General features: G+C 46.8%; 10 protein-coding genes and 7 pseudogenes. 9 read left to right on the top strand and 8 right to left on the bottom strand.

What is annotated here, in order from left to right; translation table 11 throughout:
* Positions 1-4: 4 nt before the first annotated feature.
* Entirely contained in the window at positions 5-1,006 is a 1,002-nt protein-coding gene (locus UA76_RS17655; RefSeq protein ID WP_047048888.1) for an alpha/beta fold hydrolase, read from the top strand.
* 391 nt (positions 1,007-1,397) lie between these two features.
* Positions 1,398-2,231: a Cof-type HAD-IIB family hydrolase gene (locus tag UA76_RS17650; RefSeq protein WP_047048886.1), complete on the top strand. Its 834-nt coding sequence runs from the start codon at positions 1,398-1,400 to the stop codon at positions 2,229-2,231.
* A gap of 65 nt (positions 2,232-2,296) precedes the next feature.
* On the opposite strand, the gene UA76_RS17645 is transcribed toward UA76_RS17650, so the two are convergent.
* Positions 2,297-2,755 (bottom strand): EVE domain-containing protein, encoded by a 459-nt coding sequence (locus UA76_RS17645; protein WP_047048883.1) that lies wholly within the window; start codon positions 2,753-2,755, stop codon positions 2,297-2,299.
* Between the two features lie 39 nt (positions 2,756-2,794).
* Between UA76_RS17645 and UA76_RS17640 the strand changes: the two are divergent.
* Together UA76_RS17640 and UA76_RS17635 are read left to right on the top strand one after the other, a co-directional pair.
* Positions 2,795-4,343 (top strand): annotated as a pseudogene (locus tag UA76_RS17640) (COG3650 family protein).
* A pseudogene (locus tag UA76_RS17635) lies at positions 4,343-4,944 on the top strand (tRNA-uridine aminocarboxypropyltransferase). Before UA76_RS17640 ends, UA76_RS17635 begins: the two co-directional pseudogenes overlap by 1 nt.
* 67 nt (positions 4,945-5,011) lie before the next feature.
* Here the strand turns inward: UA76_RS17635 and yigB are convergent.
* The 6 genes and pseudogenes from yigB to lptM all read right to left on the bottom strand — a co-directional run bounded on the left by yigB (position 5,012) and on the right by lptM (position 9,638).
* Positions 5,012-5,734, bottom strand: a complete 723-nt coding sequence (gene yigB / locus UA76_RS17630) for a 5-amino-6-(5-phospho-D-ribitylamino)uracil phosphatase YigB (protein WP_047048880.1) — start codon at positions 5,732-5,734, stop codon at positions 5,012-5,014.
* Positions 5,731-6,711 (bottom strand): tyrosine recombinase XerC, encoded by a 981-nt coding sequence (xerC, locus tag UA76_RS17625; protein WP_047048877.1) that lies wholly within the window; start codon positions 6,709-6,711, stop codon positions 5,731-5,733. The genes yigB and xerC overlap by 4 nt, the downstream gene beginning before the upstream one ends.
* A pseudogene (locus UA76_RS17620) lies at positions 6,683-7,386 on the bottom strand (DUF484 family protein). The gene xerC and the pseudogene UA76_RS17620 overlap by 29 nt, the downstream one beginning before the upstream one ends.
* Before the next feature lie 9 nt (positions 7,387-7,395).
* Positions 7,396-8,226 (bottom strand): diaminopimelate epimerase, encoded by an 831-nt coding sequence (dapF, locus tag UA76_RS17615; RefSeq protein WP_047048874.1) that lies wholly within the window; start codon positions 8,224-8,226, stop codon positions 7,396-7,398.
* Positions 8,227-8,236: 10 nt separating this feature from the next.
* Entirely contained in the window at positions 8,237-9,490 is a 1,254-nt protein-coding gene (gene lysA, locus UA76_RS17610) for a diaminopimelate decarboxylase (protein WP_047048872.1), read from the bottom strand.
* Between the two features lie 31 nt (positions 9,491-9,521).
* Complete coding sequence (gene lptM / locus UA76_RS25730; RefSeq protein WP_075202596.1) at positions 9,522-9,638, bottom strand: LPS translocon maturation chaperone LptM; 117 nt, start codon at positions 9,636-9,638, stop codon at positions 9,522-9,524.
* Between the two features lie 76 nt (positions 9,639-9,714).
* Between lptM and cyaY the strand changes: the two are divergent.
* Positions 9,715-10,028 (top strand): annotated as a pseudogene (gene cyaY / locus UA76_RS17605) (iron donor protein CyaY).
* A gap of 90 nt (positions 10,029-10,118) precedes the next feature.
* On the opposite strand, the pseudogene UA76_RS17600 reads toward cyaY, so the two are convergent.
* Positions 10,119-12,646, bottom strand: a pseudogene (locus UA76_RS17600) (class I adenylate cyclase).
* 345 nt (positions 12,647-12,991) lie between these two features.
* On the opposite strand from UA76_RS17600, the gene hemC reads away from it, so the two are divergent.
* The 4 genes and pseudogenes from hemC to UA76_RS17575 all read left to right on the top strand — a co-directional run bounded on the left by hemC (position 12,992) and on the right by UA76_RS17575 (position 17,141).
* Positions 12,992-13,930: a hydroxymethylbilane synthase gene (gene hemC / locus UA76_RS17595; protein WP_047048869.1), complete on the top strand. Its 939-nt coding sequence runs from the start codon at positions 12,992-12,994 to the stop codon at positions 13,928-13,930.
* A gap of 3 nt (positions 13,931-13,933) precedes the next feature.
* Positions 13,934-14,664: pseudogene (locus tag UA76_RS17590) on the top strand (uroporphyrinogen-III synthase).
* A gap of 13 nt (positions 14,665-14,677) precedes the next feature.
* Positions 14,678-15,951, top strand: a pseudogene (locus UA76_RS17580) (uroporphyrinogen-III C-methyltransferase).
* On the top strand, positions 15,951-17,141 hold the full coding sequence (locus tag UA76_RS17575; protein WP_047048864.1) for a heme biosynthesis protein HemY: 1,191 nt from the start codon (positions 15,951-15,953) through the stop codon (positions 17,139-17,141). Before UA76_RS17580 ends, UA76_RS17575 begins: the two are co-directional and overlap by 1 nt.
* Positions 17,142-17,958 lie beyond the last annotated feature (817 nt).

Below are 17,958 nucleotides of genomic sequence, written 5' to 3'. Positions count from 1 at the left end.
CACTATGGACGTCGCAAGCACGAATATCTCTCCTTATACTCAAGAGTCTCAGTTTGAGCAAGCAATCAATACGGATATTTCTGACTTGTGGAAAACAAGGGAAGAGGGCTATCTACGCACCTTTGATAAGCGCAAGCTTTTCTGGTGTAAGTTAACTCACCCCAGCCATAGCAAAGCCATTGTCGTGGTTAATGGTCGTATTGAATCGGCGTGGAAATACCAAGAGCTGTTTTATGACCTGTTTTCACAAGGTTACGATGTCTATTCTTACGATCATCGCGGGCAAGGACTGTCTGACAGGCTAATTGACGATCCACAAATGGGCTACGTAGAAGAGTTTGATGACTACATCAAAGATCTCGACAACGTCATCAAGCACTTCAGCTTAGGGCAATATGACCAGCGATATCTGCTGGCTCACTCTATGGGTGGCACCATCGCCACGCGCTATCTGCAAACCCAATACCATGACGATGCCAACGCTCAATTTAATGCGGTTGCGCTCAGCGCGCCAATGTTTGGCGTTAATATGCCAAGCTATTTGCGTCCAATCGCCTTACCTTACGCGCAATTAATCACCGGATTGAAAGGCCAACCTGTTTACGCACCGGGCCATAAAGAGTACTACCCTAAACCGTTTGATGTTAATCCGCTGAGTCAAAGCCATATACGCTACCACTGGTTCCGCGATCTCTACGAAACCATGCCGCAGCTCAAGCTAGGCGGGCCAACCACTCGCTGGGTATGGCAAGGGCTAATGGCTTGTAAGCAGAGCCTGCAACAAACCCGTCAAATTTCGATTCCTATGCTAATCATGCAAGCTGGCGAAGAGAGCATTGTCTCGAACCCTCATCAAGACCGTTTGTTTAGCAAGCTATCAAGAACCAATAAAGCGGCTGAGATGTTGGTTATACAGGGCTCTAAACATGAACTGTTGTTCGAGCAAGATGAGTATCGCAATCAAGCCATGAATGGAATAGTCGACTTCTTTAAAGCTCACCAATAACAGAAAAGAGGAAATGTCAAAGTTAAAACAATTACCTCATTATTTCCTCTTTACTCGCGTATACTATTCGTTCAATTGACACAGACCTGTTCCTAGGACGTGTTGGCCTTTCGAGATGATTTTTGCAGTTCTTTGTGGGAAATTTATACAAGGCAGAGGCTTTAATATGTAGTTAGCCTACATGAAAAGCCGATAACGCAGTAGAAATGAACCACAAAGGCTGCCCGAAGGGTTCGGCTAAAATCGTTTTATGCTTTGTTGAAGACTATTTGCTTAGAATAACTAGGCTACAAAGTCTTCGCCGCGCCTAAAACGATTTTATCTCGAACAAAATTTAACCGCGAAAGGTAAACACGCCCAAATGTCATCGAAAGTATTCAATGAGGGTTTTATGACCACCGCATCTAATGAGACACCAATCCGCATCGTAGCTTCTGATCTGGACGGCACGCTACTTGGCCCAAACCACCAGCTTTCTGAGTTCAGTAAAGAGACTCTGAAATCGCTGCACGATAGCGGCTATACCTTTATCTTTGCGACTGGCCGCCACCATGTGGATGTGAGCGGTATTCGTGACTCTGTTGGCATTCCTGCTTATATGATCACGTCAAATGGTGCTCGCGTACACGATACCGAAGATCAACTAGTCTACAGCCAAAACGTCGCACCAGAGCTAGTGCAACCTGTGATCGACGTGATCAAAAACGATCCGAGCATTATGATTCATCTGTACCACAATGATGATTGGAGACTGAATCAAGACGACGAGTATTTACGTACCTTCCACTCAGAAACTGGTTTTAGCTATAAGCTGTTCGATCACGACGCAGCGCCTACTGACGGCATCGCTAAAATATTCTTTACGCACCCAGAGCACGATCATGAGCACTTGGTGACATACGAGCAAAAATTGATTGAGAAGTTTGGCGACAAAATCAACGTAGCATTTTCAACGCCTTGGTGTCTGGAAGTAATGTGTGCTTCTGTCTCTAAAGGTGATGCGTTAAAAGCGGTTGCAGAATCATTGGGTCACAACCTAGAAAACTGCATTGCGTTTGGCGATGGCATGAATGATGTTGAAATGCTGTCTATGGCGGGTAAAGGCCTAGTCATGGGCACGTCCCATGAGAAAGTATTCCAAGCACTGCCAGACAACGAAGTGATTGGTTCAAGCGCAGACGACGCCGTAGCGCACTACCTACAGCAGCATTTCATTGCCAAGTAAGTCGCTGAGTCGATCAAGAGCTAAATAGTTAACATGAAAAAGGGAGCCATTGGCTCCCTTGTTGTTTACAGCACTTCTTTACCTAGAATTGCTTGCCACTCAGATTCGGTGACAGGCATAACCGACAATCGGTTACCCCGTTTCACCAGCGGCATGTTCTCAAGCTCTGGCATACTTTTAAGTACTGACAGCGGAATCAATCGCTGGGTTTTACGTACAAACTCAATATCCACCATGAACCAGCGCGGGTTGTCCGGATCAGATTTAGGATCAAAGTACTCACTCTCAGGATTAAGCGCAAAATGGTCTGGGTAGGATTCACGCGTCACTTTAGCGATCCCAGCGACACCGACTTTCTTGCACGAAGAGTGATAGATAAGAACGAAATCCCCTTCTTTCACTTCATCGCGTAACATGTTGCGCGCCTGATAATTTCGAACACCCTCCCAAGGTGAGCTACCTTGCACACGCAAAGTATCAATAGAGAAGGTATCGGGTTCTGTTTTAAACAACCAATATGCCATAATGACTTCCAACTAATCCTGTTACGAGGAAGATATAGCATGAAGGCACTGATAAGCCCAGTCGCAATCTTATCCCTACTCTCTCTTTACGGTTGTTCATCATCGGCGCCAGAACCGCAGCAAGCGCCTGATCTTCCAGTCGCAAGCTTGGATAACCCCACGAGTATTACACCGCAGAGCTTCACCTTGCGTGGCGAAGTGGTAGTTGGTCATGAAGCACGGACGATCAAACCTTGTGGCAGTAACACTCAGTACTGGTTAGCGCTCACCCCTGAAGATTCGCAGCAAGCGATGACGATTCCTCAGACGCCATATCAAGTCATGTACGGTGAAGTCACAGGCCACCTAGAGCCACCAAGCCAAGTCGGCTTTGATTCAGACTACAAGGCCCGTTTTGTGGTGGATGAGATTAACGTCCTTGCTACCGAAGGCCTGCATCGCTGCAAACAGCCAGCTAGCCCAACCTCTGCGTTTGGCACAGAACCTTTTTGGTCCGTGCGCTTTGAGAAAGACGCCCTGCTCTATCATACGATTGGCGAAGAAGACGTTCGTTACACCGTGAAAACCAGTCAAATCAGCGAAGGGGAACGCATCTACCAGCTAGACTCCGGAACACTGACACTCACCAAAGAGTATTGCCAAGATGGCATGAGCGACAGCCTGTTCAGTTGGTCATCCACCTTGAGCGCGACGGTGAAACCACACTGAAAGGCTGTGCAACACTAGCCAACAGCGACCGCACACTGGGTTGGACTGGCTTTTATCATGCCAACTCTACCCAATCGACTGATTTTCAAATCCGCTTAGAGCTGAACCCAGATCATAGCGCGACGACCCACTATGATTACAACAACGAAGAGCCTTCAATCGTTGAAAGCGGGTACTGGCAGCAGCTGAACGACAATCAAGTTCAAGTTGTAATGACGCGTCACCACCAACAGTTCTTGGTCTCTGAACGCATTTTTACTCGCCAAGGTGACACCTTGGTCGCTGAAAAAGAGAAGGTTAGCGGTACAGTTTATCCAATTGCCAATGGCGGACTGACGCTGTTCAAAGCTCAACATAACCAGTCTAACGCCAATCAAGTAAAAGCAATCACACCAGAAACCACAGGACTGTACCCATCCAGTGCGCAATACAACCCGCGAGTTGATCAAGCGGTACGCCAGTATTTTGCTGATACCAATACCGAGACCAACAACGCGCAATATCGTTGGCTCACCAAAGATCTTAACCAAGACGGAAAAGAAGAGTTGTTGGTGCTTCTAGATTGGTGTGGCTCGGGGGGTGCACTCTGATCGTGTTTGATTCTGCAGACAGCCAACAACCGAACTGGCAGTTCAATAGCCGCATTACGCTCGTCAGGACACCATTTCTTCTTGGAACAGGCCAAAGCGCGGGCTGGAAAGATCTGATCATGCCGGTCAGCGGTGGAGGTGCTCAAGCGGCACAGCATTTGATTCGATTTTCAGGAGAGAACTACCCACTTAACCCAAGCACCGCACCAGTGGCTGCTCAAAGTGAGATCGGCGACGTTCAATTGTTCTCTGATGGCCTATCACCACGCATGGAAGGAGTACGACTTTAATGTCGGAGCAACAAGCGTGCGCAAGTTGTGGATTCACTTATCAGTGTCTCTGCGCACGTATTCCTAAACTCACCAGCAGCGCTATATAGCGTTGCTGACTCATGAAAACGAACTCCATCGAGACACTAACACAGGCAAATGGCTTCAAGCTTCACTCAATCACTGTTCTACCCATATCTGGCAGCGAAAATCCATGCCGAGCAGTTTGAATGAGCTGATCGAGCGCGAGCAACTCACTCCCTACTTGCTGTTCCCTGATGAAGACAGCGTTGCCATCGAGTCGATCTCCGAGCCCAAGAACAGTACTAATATCAAACCCTTGTTTGTAGTACTCGACGCGACATGGCAAGAAGCTAAAAAAATGGTTCGAAAAAGCCATTGGCTAGCGGATTGGCCTAAAGTCAGCCTAGAGCCGAAAGAGGCTTCGCAATACACTCTGCGCCGCAATCAAGACAGCGGCCACTTATGCACGCTCGAAGTAGGTAGCGAGATACTCGCAGCGCTTGGTAATGCTGAGGATGCACAACAGCTCACCGCTTTCTTTGATTATTATTTGAAAGCTTACCAAGCCGATAAAAGTGGTCATCAGCTTAGAGAGTAAACCCAAGCAATAGATACAGAAATGCCCTCGTATGAGGGCATTTCTTTCTTAATTATAAATAATTAAATTACAACTTGAGTAAGTCATCCAATCGATGGATTTCCACATCGGGCAAGACTCGAGCGTGCTTATGAGTAGTCAGCACTGCACCTTGGTCGTTGAACCAACAAGCTTGTAGACCACTGAGTTTGGCACCATGCACATCGGTTTTCAGGTGATCGCCAACATGCAGAATATGCTTAGCTTCGATACCAAGCTCAGCAAAGTGCACCAATGCCTTTTCAAACATATCGGGATACGGTTTGGCTCTGCCATCTGGGCCCGCCTTCAGCACTAATTGAAAATACGGAGCTAAACCAATTCGGCTAGGGTCGACGTTACCATTGGTGATCGCCACCAATGGGTAACGCTTTGAAAGCGCCAGCATAGTGTCGAGAGCTGTCTGAGGTACGGTGAAGTCACTGCGCAGCTCAAGCACCTTGCTTATCGCCTGCTCAGCGGCTTGTTTGGCTTGTGAATCACTGTAACCTAATCGACGCAGCCCGGTTTCAATTTGCGCGTAGCGCCACTTGGTCACGTCGTGTTTAAGCTCTGGATTATCGGATGCCACTTGCCGCTTTACGTCTGCCCACCAGCTAATTGGCTGACTGGCTGAGATAGGATGTTCAGTGACGAGCCACTGCCTCATCTGCGATTCGACTCGCACAATGATGGGTCGATTATTATAGATGGTGTCGTCGAGATCGAAGGTCATCGCCTTTATTTCAGGCAAACGCCGGTAGAACTTCATGAATCACCGCCCTTCTGGTTGTCTTGTGCGTTACTCGCAGCCCCTCGCTTTCTAGAACCATCTTTACGTGCTCTAGGATGCGCTTGATCATAAACATCCGCTAAATGTTGAAAGTCCAAGTGGGTATAGATTTGAGTTGTGGAGATATTCTCATGCCCCAAGAGCTCTTGAACGGCACGCAGATTATTGCTCGATTCAAGCATGTGCGTAGCAAACGAGTGACGCAACTTATGCGGGCTAATATGGCTTGCGACAGACTGCTTCTGTCCCCATTCAGCCATACGCTTTTGCACGTTTCGATGTGAAATTCGCACGCCTAGCTTAGACACAAACAGCGCTTTTTCATCGGCATTAGCCAAAGCGCCACGCAGCTTGAGCCATTTCCCCACCCACTCTTGGGCCAGACCGGAAAACGGAACCTTACGCTCTTTATCGCCTTTACCCACCACTCGGATTTCACCACTACCAAGGCTGACATGACGAGCATCAATGCTCACTAGCTCTGCGAGACGCAAACCTGCACCGTACATCAGCTCCATCATGGCACGATCACGAACCGCAAGTGGGTCGTCTTCATTGACTTCAAGCAATTGCCCCACTTCATCAACATCTAGATTCTTGGGGAGCGGACGCTTTTTACGCGGTGCAGAGACACCTTTAGCAGGATTCGCGGTTAAATCACCACGCAGAATCAGGAAATCAAAAAAGCTGCGCAAAGAGGACAAACGCGTGGCTAAGCTACTCGCTTTCATGCCATCGCGCATACCTTTACTGGCAAGCTGACGAACCCACGCTGCATCCACTTGCTGCCACTGAGTTAAACCCAATTGAACAAGGTGCTGAGCCATGGTTTCTAATTGCTGCTTGTAGTTACGCTGAGTGTGTAAACTCAGCCCTTTTTCACTTCGCAGGTATTCATAAAAGCGCTCTAAGGGCTGTTGTAGGGAGTTAGGCAGAGGTGTGGGTAATTCGCTCATGATGACTCAATTGCCAAGGTAAGGTATCAATTAAGTGTGATACAACCAGAGCTAAATGGCGAAGAAAAAGCGTATCCATATGAGGTTGGAAATGGCCGCCGTCTTCACTCGAGAAAGCTAGAATGCCTTGTACACCATTCTTTTTCAGTGATAGCACCACATACGAACCCATTTCTGGAGCCGCTGTGTTCTCGCCCAGCAAGGCTTGGCGATCAGTTTTGCGCATGCGACCTAAATAAGCACTCTTGCCATTAAAGTGATTAGTGGCGAAACGTTGGTATTGCTCAAGGCTAAGTTGATAGCGCGGGACTTCAGAGTCGATTAAACGAACGTAAGCCGTCAATCCTAGCTTCTTGCCCTTCTCTTCAATCGCTTTAACCACATCAATGCTCTGCGTGCACTGTAAGATCTGCTCTTGAAGCTCCATGAACTCATGGAAAGTCTTGTCATTGTTAGCAGCTAAAGACATCAGCGCAGTGATCTCTTCTTCTAGCTCTTCAATGCGCTGTCTTTGACGAGACATTTGTACGTGAACCAAAGAGACAGCACCAAGATCTTGGTGCGGCAGTGACAACCGATCCACCAGCTCTGGACGCTCGATAAAGTAATCTGGGTTGTCACGTAGGTATTCTGCGACGACCTCTGCTGTGAGGCGTCGGCTTGTATATCAGACACAAAAATTCCTTAACAGGTCAGTTGACCATCAAATACATGGGTAGCTGGCCCTGTCATAAACAGTGGTTTACCCGGCCCTTGCCATTCGATTTGCAAATCGCCACCCGGCAGGTGAACCGTTACTTTGCTATCGAGCAAACCTTGCACGATACCAACAGCCACTGCGCCACATGCGCCACTGCCACAAGCTTGGGTTTCGCCTGCACCACGCTCATACACGCGCAAACGCACTTCCTCACGCGAGACAACCTGCATAAAGCCTGCATTTACACGTTCAGGGAAGCGTTCATGTGACTCAAGCAGTGGACCTAATGTATCCACATCGGCTGTGTCAACATCATCAACGACTGTCACTACATGAGGGTTGCCCATGCTCACCGCGCCACAGAAAAGCGTGTACTCATCGGTACGCAGAATGTAAGTCTTTTCAGTTTGCTTAGCACGGAAAGGAATCTTACTCGGCTCAAACTCAGGCACGCCCATGTTCACAGTGACTTGGTCGTCTTCTTCAATGTTCAGTACCATTTTGCCTTTCTTGGTACTCACGTTGATGCTGAATTTGTTGGTTAGGCCTTTCATTCGCACAAAGCGTGCGAAGCAGCGCGCACCATTGCCGCACTGCTCAACCTCACTGCCATCCGCATTAAAGATGCGATAGTGGAAGTCAGTTTCCGGATCGTAAGGGGCTTCAACCACTAACAACTGGTCAAACCCGACACCCGTATGACGATCCGCCAAGCGACGGATCAAATCAGGAGAGAAGAAGATGTTCTGGGTAATGCAATCAACAACCATGAAGTCATTACCCAGTCCATGCATCTTAGAAAAGTGGAAATGCATAATGCGTTACTTACTCCGGAAGAATGTTCTCAAGTTCCCACAAGCTGGTTAGCTCTTCACGCTGACGCACCAAGTGAGCCTTGTCGCCGTCTACCATCACTTCAGCTGCGCGAGTACGTGTGTTGTAGTTCGAAGACATCACAAAGCCATAAGCACCCGCTGAGCGCACTGCAAGCAGATCATTCTCAGCTAATACCAGTGAACGATCTTTACCTAGGAAATCACCGGTTTCACAAATTGGGCCAACTAGGTCATACGCCACCGCTTCGCCTTCACGCGGAACAACCGGAACGATGTCTTGCCATGCTTGATACAGCGCTGGGCGCATCAAGTCGTTCATCGCTGCATCGATGATCGCGAAGTTCTTGTGCTCGGTATGCTTAAGGAACTCGACACGCGTAAGTAGTACGCCAGCATTGGCTGCAATAGCGCGTCCTGGCTCAAAGATAAGCTCTAGGTCTTTATGGTTGTCCAAGCGACCTAGCAGCGCTTTTGCGTAATCTGATGGCTCTGGTGGAAGCTCATCTTTGTAGACCACGCCCAAGCCGCCGCCCACATCAAGGTGCTTAATATTGATACCTTGCTCTTTGAGGTTATCAATCAAAGCCAACAGGCGATCAGTTGCATCGATAAACGGTTCGATGTCAGTTAACTGAGAGCCAATGTGACAATCAATACCGTGAATCTCTAGGTTCTCTAGGCTTTGTGCAAACTTGTAAACCGTTGGTGCACGATCAAATGCTATACCAAACTTATTGTCACGCAGACCGGTCGAGATGTAAGGGTGAGTATTCGCATCTACGTCTGGGTTGATGCGTAAGGAGATTGGCGCTTTCACACCGAGCTCGCCAGCCACTTTGTTCAAGCGCTCAAGCTCAGGTTCAGATTCTACGTTGAAACACTTAATCTTTAGCTCAAGTGCACGCTTCATCTCTTGCGATGTTTTACCAACACCAGAGAAAACTACCTTAGATGGATCACCGCCAGCAGCGATAACTCGTTCTAGTTCACCACCTGATACGATATCAAAACCCGAACCCAACCGTGCTAGCGCATTCAGGACACCTAGGTTAGAGTTCGCTTTCACTGCGTAACAAACAAGGTGTGGATGATCACCAACCGATTTATCAAACGCATTCCAGTGACGCTCTAGCGTTGAGCGAGAGTAAACGTATAGCGGCGTGCCGTACTGCTCTGCAAGTTCAGTCAGCGCAATATCTTCGGCCCATAACTGGCCATCTTGCTGGTAGTTAAAGTAATCCAATTCTCTTTCCCTTCTAAATTCGATCTAATTATTATTGTGTTTGCTCAGTCTGACTTTCGTCTACAGGCATGTACAACGATCCTGATTGGCCACAACCTGCGAGCGCTAATACGGATAACATAAATAGTGCAACAATTGACTTTTTCATTTGGCAAATTCGTGATTATTCTTTCAATGCCCCCTATAATCGCACCACACTCAGGAAAAGCAATAGGACAGAAGGGATGAACGACACTGAATTTCATCAACTCGTCGATACTCAGATGCAAATCATAGAAGAAGCCATCGATGATTCAGGTGCAGATATCGATTATGAGACAACTGGAAACGTGATGACGTTGGAGTTCGAAGACAGAAGCCAAATCATCATTAACCGCCAAGAGCCAATGCATGAGATCTGGCTTGCGTCTAAGTCAGGTGGTTTCCACTTCAAGCTGATCGACGACCAGTGGACTTGTTCAAAGACTGGCTAGAGTTGTTTGAGATGGTGAAGCAAGAGTGTCAGAAGCACGCTGATGAAGAGATCGAGTGGGCATAAGCACAAATTGAATCTCGTATAGAACAACCAAAAAGAGCACCCATAGAGGTGCTCTTTTTATATTGAATTTTACTATCTAAGCTCTGATGCTTAAGCGTTCACCGCTTTCGACGGTTTTGAGTAGACGGCGCTGTCGTTACGGTAAGGAACGATGTACGCTTCCCCTTCTTCAGGGTAAATAATCTGATAGTACTGAGGCAGGTTGAAGTTAATGAACTGCGCCGATACGCCGCTACCTTCTTGAGCCGAAGTATAGAAGCTATTCACACTGGCAATCATCTCATCTTTACCACCACTGAACTGATGGTAAACCTCAACTTGGTTCGACTCGTCTAACACGTAAATATTGAAGCCTTTCTCCGTATCTTCAAAGAAGAACTGAATCAAACCTTCACTGGCGAAGCTATCCACAATTTCAGGCAGCTGGAAGTCGTTCTCACGATCCAACATCATCAGAGGTGAACCTTGCAGCTTGTTAGTCGAAATACTGCGGTAGAAATCCACCGAGTTTTCAAGCTTCTGAACCGACACACCACGTCGCTCGAAGAACAAGCCGTACATCTGCTCACCGATACGCAGTGCTTTGAAGCGGCGACGTTTTTCTTGTTCTACCGGCTTAAGGCGTAAATCAATACACTCTGCCAGTAGCTGATACACCATATTTCGCATCACACCGCGCAAGTTCTCGCTATAACAGAACACATCTACCGACTCTGGCGGTAAAGCGTCTTGGTGCATTTTGCCTAATACCGTTTTAAGTGCGTCGAGCATCGCCCGTTTCACCTTTAAAGTGAAGCGTACGAACTTCATGCCAAGAGTTTCGGTATACCAAATCTACGCTGCCCACTAAGCTTTTCTGCTCAGGGCCAAAGCTGAAGATATTAGTATTTTTCACGTCCACTTTGGCAGATTTTCCACTTAGCTCAGCCGTTGGGTCATTTTCGAAGTTGATGAACATCGCCAGTTGGCTAATCTCACAAGGGCTGGCAAGCGCTTGCATGCTTGGGCGACGCTTACGTAGTGAGAAGGTGTTACGTAAGTCACTCACCATCTGGTAGAACTTATCAATATCTATCTGAGCATCACGGACGACAGAGTGAAGACGAGTCGACTCGGTAATCAAACCATTGAAGAACGCCCAAGCCACTAGCTTACTTAAGTACTCATTGTGCTCAAGGTTAGGCTGACCAAGAATCTTAGTTGGGATTAACGGCTGCTTGTATAAATACCAACCTGGCTTGTTGATACGACCTTCTCGCACTTCAATAAAGGTCAAGTCTGGTTCATGTAAATCTGGAGAGATTTGCGGATTAAGCAGCGTTACCTTACCAGGCAACACCTCAAAGGCTGCATACAGTTTTCGAGCAAGAATACTGATATCTTGTGGGCTGATTGCGACGTAATATCGTTACGACGCGCAAACTGAATCAAATTGCGGTAGCTCAGCATCAAAGCATCAAGCAGTGCATGGTGCACAACCTTAACTTGCTCTACTTTCCAGTTACGGCGATCATCTAGCTCAGCAATCACTTCTGGCTGCCAATTCCACGCTGCCACCATTTCAGACAGGCTTCACGACGCCACGCAACCGAACCCACACCAGGTTCACGAGATAGCTTTTCGTGCGTTTTCAGGTAAAAACAACGACGAACCAAATCCAAGCGAGTCGTATCTCCAATGCGTTCAAGGTAACGAGTTACCTTCTCAAGCATTAGATAGTACGCATCCATTCCGTACAGGTCAGGCTCATGCGCAAAGAAACGACGCTTAGTATCTAAACTCAGAAGTTGGGTATTTGGGTATTCCCACGAATAGGCTTCAAGCAGAATCGCTTTTAGTACTGACTTGTAAGGTGAATCAATACTCTTGTACAGCTGCCACAAGTTCGAGCCAAAGTACTCCTCAGCTGGAATGCGGTTGAGCTTACCGAAGTTAATCCACTCATCACAATTGATGTGACCTTTACGGCACATGTCAAAAACGTATTCGTCGTAACACTCTTCCATTTCTGGCGGCACAATTTGCCAAAGCAAACGCTGGCCAGCAAGGCGAACCGCTGAACGATAGAACTCATCCAATAGCAGTAGGTGCTGTGAAGAACCACAGTTGTCACCTGTCATCTCTTCCGAATAGTTACTCTTGAAGCGGTTTTCATCCATTAGGAAGAAGTTCGCTTCAACACCCTGTGTCTTCGCCCACTCGGTGATCAGTAAACACTTGTTTGTCAGTGCATCTCGATCGCTAGACGACATCGATGGCGAGATACAAACCCAAATGTCTAAGTCGCTAGAAGTGCTTTGACCAATTGAAGAGGTGCTACCCATGGTGTAAAGACCAAGGATGGACGGAGATTTTGGAGTTTCGAGAGATGAAGAGATGGTGAGCTCAGTATCAACAACAAACTGCTGTTGCACGTCATTAAACTCAAGGCCAAATACCCCATGTGGCACATGCGCATCGTAATAACCCGGGATAACAGGGTGATTAAAATGTAACAATGTCGGGATAAGATGGAAGACACGCTGACTTTGTAAATCCATAAGCACCAACGCACGTTCAATACGTTGTTGATTTAACTTGTCTAATCTTTGGATTAACGTCTTTGTGTAAGCCTGCAAGGTCTAGTCCTTGGTTGGTGTATAACGTGAGCTCTGACTAAAATTTATTCTAACTCAGCTAGAAAACGTGATCAATCTATCATTTTTATTTCGATCGGTAAAGAAATCACCCGATCTAATTAGATAGCTCAGAGCCTGTTACTCATTATTCTTATTTGGCACATAGTGTGGTACCTATCTCGCTTTTCTAATAATAGCCTATTTTATAAACGAGAACTAAATCACACAATTCTGATAATATTTATCCATACAAACTTCATTTCTACTTACTCACGATCTAGTAGTAATACTTTAGATTGTTGAGTGGTACGATTAAGCCAATAGTTCTCAATGTTTAGGATTAACATGACCCAATCTGCCCCTATCCGTATTGCAACGCGTAAAAGCCCACTTGCTCTGTGGCAAGCTCATTATGTAAAAGATGCTCTTCAAGCTGCCCACCCTGGTCTAGAAGTTGAACTGGTGACCATGGTAACTAAAGGCGACATTATTCTAGATACTCCACTGGCGAAAGTCGGTGGTAAAGGGCTATTTGTAAAAGAGCTAGAAGTTGCAATGCTGGAAGGTCGTGCCGATCTGGCCGTTCATTCTATGAAGGATGTACCTGTCGACTTCCCAGAAGGTTTAGGACTGGTGACGATTTGTGAGCGCGAAGATCCACGTGATGCTTTTGTCTCTAACACTTACAGCTCTATCGATGAGCTTCCACAAGGTGCTGTAGTTGGCACTTGTAGTTTACGCCGTCAGTGTCAGCTTAAAGAGTATCGCCCTGACTTGGTGATCAAAGAGCTTCGCGGCAACGTAGGAACGCGCTTAGGAAAACTCGATGCGGGTGAGTACGACGCAATTATCCTTGCGGCAGCCGGCCTGAAACGTTTAGAGCTTGAATCACGCATTCGCAGCTTTATTGAGCCTGAGCAATCTCTTCCAGCAGTTGGTCAAGGCGCGGTTGGTATTGAATGTCGCGTCGATGACGAGCGATTGATTCAACTACTCGAAGCGCTTAATCACAAAGACACGGCAGATCGCGTTCTATGCGAACGCGCAATGAACCTGACTCTTGAGGGTGGTTGCCAGGTACCTATCGGCAGCTATGCACTACTCGAAGGCGATGATATCTGGCTGCGTGCATTAGTTGGTGAACCTGACGGTTCAAAGATCGTTAGAGGCGAAATTCGTGGCCCTCGCCAAGATGCAGAGAAGCTCGGCGTTACGTTAGCAAATCAACTACTCGATGATGGCGCGAAAGACATTCTGACTAAGCTCTACGCAGAGAGCGAGTAATCAATGGCAGTGCTGATTACACGTCCAGAACCTCATGGGCAACAGCTCTGCCAACAACTTTCTCATCATGGTATAGACACCGTCTATCAACCTTTACTCCAAGTTGTTCCGGGGCAAGATATCGACCACTTGCCCCAATCTCTCCAGCAGGCCGATATCATCATCGCAGTGAGTCAGCCTGCTGTAAAGTTGGCAAGCCAAACCTTCCAAGAACAAAACCTTTGCTGGCCTTCGAATGCACTATACATTGCCGTTGGTCAAAAAACTGCACACGTTTTAAGCAAAGAGACACAACAAAAAGTACACTACCCAAGCATTGGCGATAGCGAACACTTGCTCAAACTTCCTGAATTACAGTCAGTCTCCAACAAAGCGATTGTCATTCTTCGAGGTGACGGGGGCGTGAACTCATCTATCAGCAGCTTGTCCAAATGGGGGCGAAAGTAGAATATCGTGAAGTCTATAAACGTGACTACATTCCATTACATCCCACGTCTTTAATGACATTATGGAAGCAGCATGGTGTAGATTCTCTGGTGGTAACCAGTAGTGGCCAACTCAGCCACCTTATCAGCCAATTCAACTCACAAGATACTGCATGGCTGTCGAGTCTAAGATTATTCGTTCCAAGTCAGCGAATACTAGAAGACGCCCAAGCAATAGGATTTAAGAATATTACTAATACTGGCAGCGCAAGTAATGACGATTTACTTGCGGCTCTCCTGCCAGCTTAACAGGACTTAAGCAATGACAATAAAGAAAAATAAACCTCAAGCGACTCCTGAAAAAGAAGCCCTCGATAACAAAAGCGCTGAACCAAAAATTGACGACAAGGCTGCTGAAGAAACTGAAAAAGTAGAAAAGGTGGAAGATAGCCTAGCTAAAAAGGCTCATCGGATACTTCTAAAACAGAGCCGACCGAAGTCGAGTCTTCTGTTGATCAGAAAGTAGCTCCGAAGCAGCCAGCAACTCAAAAAGTGTCCGAGCAAAAGTCTGGTCGTAAACTTAGCATTGTCGCAATCGTCATTGCTGTCTTGTTCTCTGGTGGTGTGACGTACCAAATGCAAAAGCAAAACGACACTCACAAGGAGCAAATCGCCCAGCTGCAAACCCAAATTTCGTCGGTCAACCAAGCCAACCAGGCACTGAAAGCCGAACTTGAACAAGCCCAATCTGATACGTTGGCACAAGCTAAGCAACTCACTAACGCTGCCGAAGTCGCTTTAGGTCAGCAACAGAAGAGCATTGAAAGCCTACAATTGGCTATCGCAGATGTAAAAGGTCGCAGACCTAACGACTGGCTTCTGGCAGAAGCAGACTACCTAACCAAGCTAGCAGGCAGAAAACTCTTCCTTGAGCGCGACGTAGTGAGCGCAACTCGATTAATGGAAAGTGCAGATCAGCGTATATCGGCATTAAACGATCCTAGCTTAGTTCCTCTGCGCAAAGCGATGGCAAAAGATATTACTTCGCTCAAAGCAGTTCCTCTGGTCGATCGTGACGGCCTAGTTCTGAAGCTAACAGCTCTACAACAGCAAGTTGACCAATTACCTCTAGCCAACGCAATTCTTCCAGAAGCTGAAGTGGTGGAAAGAGCAGCCGTATCGCAGAATATCAACGATTGGAAAGATAATCTGATGACTTCGCTGAAAGACTTCGGCGACAACTTCATCACTTTCAGAACCCGAGATGGTAACGTCATTCCTTTATTGTCACCTGAGCAACACTTCTACCTTCGCGAAAACATAAAAGCCAAACTCGAAACCGCGATAAAGGCAGTTTATACCGAAAACGGTGAAATCTACGGCGTTGCAATTTCAACAGCTAATGACTGGGCAGGGACCTTCTTCGATTCAGACGACAACAGAGTCATCGAGTTCCAAAACGCGTTAGAGTCACTCTCGAAAACTGACATTAGTGTCGAGTACCCAGTAAAGCTAAACACGCAACAAATCCTAGCAGACGTCATCAACGAGCGATTACGTCGAGAAGTCACCACATTAATCATGGAGGATAAGTAATGTTTCGATTTGTCTTCCTATTCGCGGTACTCGGCGTAGGTCTGTTTCTAGGAACTCAGTATTCCGGTCAACAAGGCTATGTGTTGATTTCGATCGCCAACAAAACGATCGAAATGAGCGTAAATACGCTGGTGATCTTCATCATTTTAACTCTAGCCGCATTGTTTGGACTTGAGTTCATCATCAAGAAAGCCCTAAGAGCGAGCAGTACGACTTGGAACTGGTTCAGTGTACGCAAGCTCAAGCGCTCACGCCGCTACACCAACGAAGGCATCATTAAGCTGTTAGAGGGCGACTTTAAACTCGCAGAGAAAAAGGTTACACGCTGGGCGAATCACCATGATATGCCTTTGCTATGTTACTTAGTGGCTTCTGAAGCCGCACAAGGGATGGGAAATGCTAAACAGCGCGATCACTATTTGTCACTTGCAGCAGAGCAAGCTGATTCGACACTCGCAGTAGAACTCACACGTGCTAAGCAGCAAATGCATGATCATGACTATCCGGCCGCTTTCGACACTCTAACAACGCTTCGTCATAATTACCCTAGCAACACAATCCTGCTTAACCTCTTAAAGACTGTATATATTGAGCTTAAGCTGTGGGAGCCGCTGATCGATCTGTTACCTAAACTACTTAAGTACAAGCTAATCACTAAAGAAGAACAGGCTACACTCGTACAAAAGGCTCAATGTGGAATACTCCATGAAGTCGCCACTCAAAATGGCAGCGAGGGTTTAATCAATCAATGGAACACACTGCCGAGAAAGACAAAGTCTGACTCCCACTTAATAGAATGTTTTGCCAAGCTCCTTATTAGCCGCCAGGCAGATAATGAAGCCTTCACCCTGTTAAAAGAAACATTGAAGAAGCAACCTAGTCCACAGCTCTATTCACTTCTTCCCAAATTGAAGTTGCAAGATAGCCACCCTGTTGTGACCTTCCTTGAAGGCATCATCATCAAAGATAGTGACAACGCAGACGCCCACAGTGCTTTGGCTCAGTTCTATCTAAGAAACGAAAAGTGGCAGGAAGCACAATCTCATTTAGAGCATGCACTTTCACTTCGCTCTAAAGTCTCTGATTACGGCTATTTGTCTGAAGCATTAGAGAAGCAGAACTTAACCAAAGCTGCACACGAGGTCTCTAAAAAGGCACTAACGCTGATCAGCGAACCCGAGGCCAGTTAAAGCCTTAAAATTCGTTTACTTGAAAAACCACCCATGAGGGTGGTTTTTTGTATCTAATAAGCGTCAATAGACAAATCAATTATTTATCTAACAGCTACATATAAAAGTAATGCTCTTGATGGTAGTGCATAACACCGGTTAGGCGGAGTTAAAAGGGCAAGATTAAAAGTTGAAGTGGCTAAGCTTTATAGTGAGGTCATTCTTGAACTCTAAATGAATCGAAGTAAGTCAATACATTGCTCGTGACGAGCGATAAATGATAGATGTGGAAAAGCTTGCTCACTGCTACCCAATATGAAACCTACCTATAAAGACACACTCGTTAAGAAATGAGTCATTACTGAACACCTGCTTAAAAATTACAGGATGATAAGATTCGAGATAATTTCGTTGCTCTTAACTTGAAGTTCAATACACATAAGCGAGGGTGAAGCAGCGCAAGCCTTCTAGCCAATAGTGCTATGCTATTTTGGGCAGGGCTTCTTTATAAGTGGTCGGAACCAAGGCTTAGGTTTGTATCGTCTGAAACGACGAAAGTCTAGTCATCAGACTAGGCTTTCTGATAAGTGGCGTAGTGGCCGGGGTTGCGGACAACCGGGACCCCTACGACCTAAGGGCGAACACAATCATTAAAACGTAAAAAAGCCCAAGCAATGATGCTTGGGCTTAGTATAAATGGCGGAATGGCTGGGGTCGCAGGCGACCGGGACTCGTTGGTCGAAGACCAAAATGCCTACCCTAGATACGACAAAAGCCTAGTCGTAAGACTAGGCTTTCTGATAAGTGGCGTAGTGGCCGGGGTTGCGGGCAACCGGGA

Origin of the sequence: Vibrio mexicanus (assembly GCF_001012815.1) — a bacterium.
GTDB lineage: Bacteria > Pseudomonadota > Gammaproteobacteria > Enterobacterales > Vibrionaceae > Vibrio > Vibrio mexicanus.
Note: the sequence above shows the minus strand (reverse complement) of the source record. Positions and strands in the feature narration are given on the sequence as shown.

Bases quoted from the DNA above. Each gene is read 5' to 3' on its own strand.
- UA76_RS17655 (WP_047048888.1), top strand. From the start codon at position 5: ATGGACGTCGCAAGCACGAATATCTCTCCTTATACTCAAGAGTCTCAG.
- UA76_RS17650 (WP_047048886.1), top strand. From the start codon at position 1,398: ATGACCACCGCATCTAATGAGACACCAATCCGCATCGTAGCTTCTGAT.
- UA76_RS17645 (WP_047048883.1), bottom strand. From the start codon at position 2,755: ATGGCATATTGGTTGTTTAAAACAGAACCCGATACCTTCTCTATTGAT.
- yigB (WP_047048880.1), bottom strand. From the start codon at position 5,734: ATGAAGTTCTACCGGCGTTTGCCTGAAATAAAGGCGATGACCTTCGAT.
- xerC (WP_047048877.1), bottom strand. From the start codon at position 6,711: ATGAGCGAATTACCCACACCTCTGCCTAACTCCCTACAACAGCCCTTA.
- dapF (WP_047048874.1), bottom strand. From the start codon at position 8,226: ATGCATTTCCACTTTTCTAAGATGCATGGACTGGGTAATGACTTCATG.
- lptM (WP_075202596.1), bottom strand. From the start codon at position 9,638: ATGAAAAAGTCAATTGTTGCACTATTTATGTTATCCGTATTAGCGCTC.
- hemC (WP_047048869.1), top strand. From the start codon at position 12,992: ATGACCCAATCTGCCCCTATCCGTATTGCAACGCGTAAAAGCCCACTT.
- UA76_RS17575 (WP_047048864.1), top strand. From the start codon at position 15,951: ATGTTTCGATTTGTCTTCCTATTCGCGGTACTCGGCGTAGGTCTGTTT.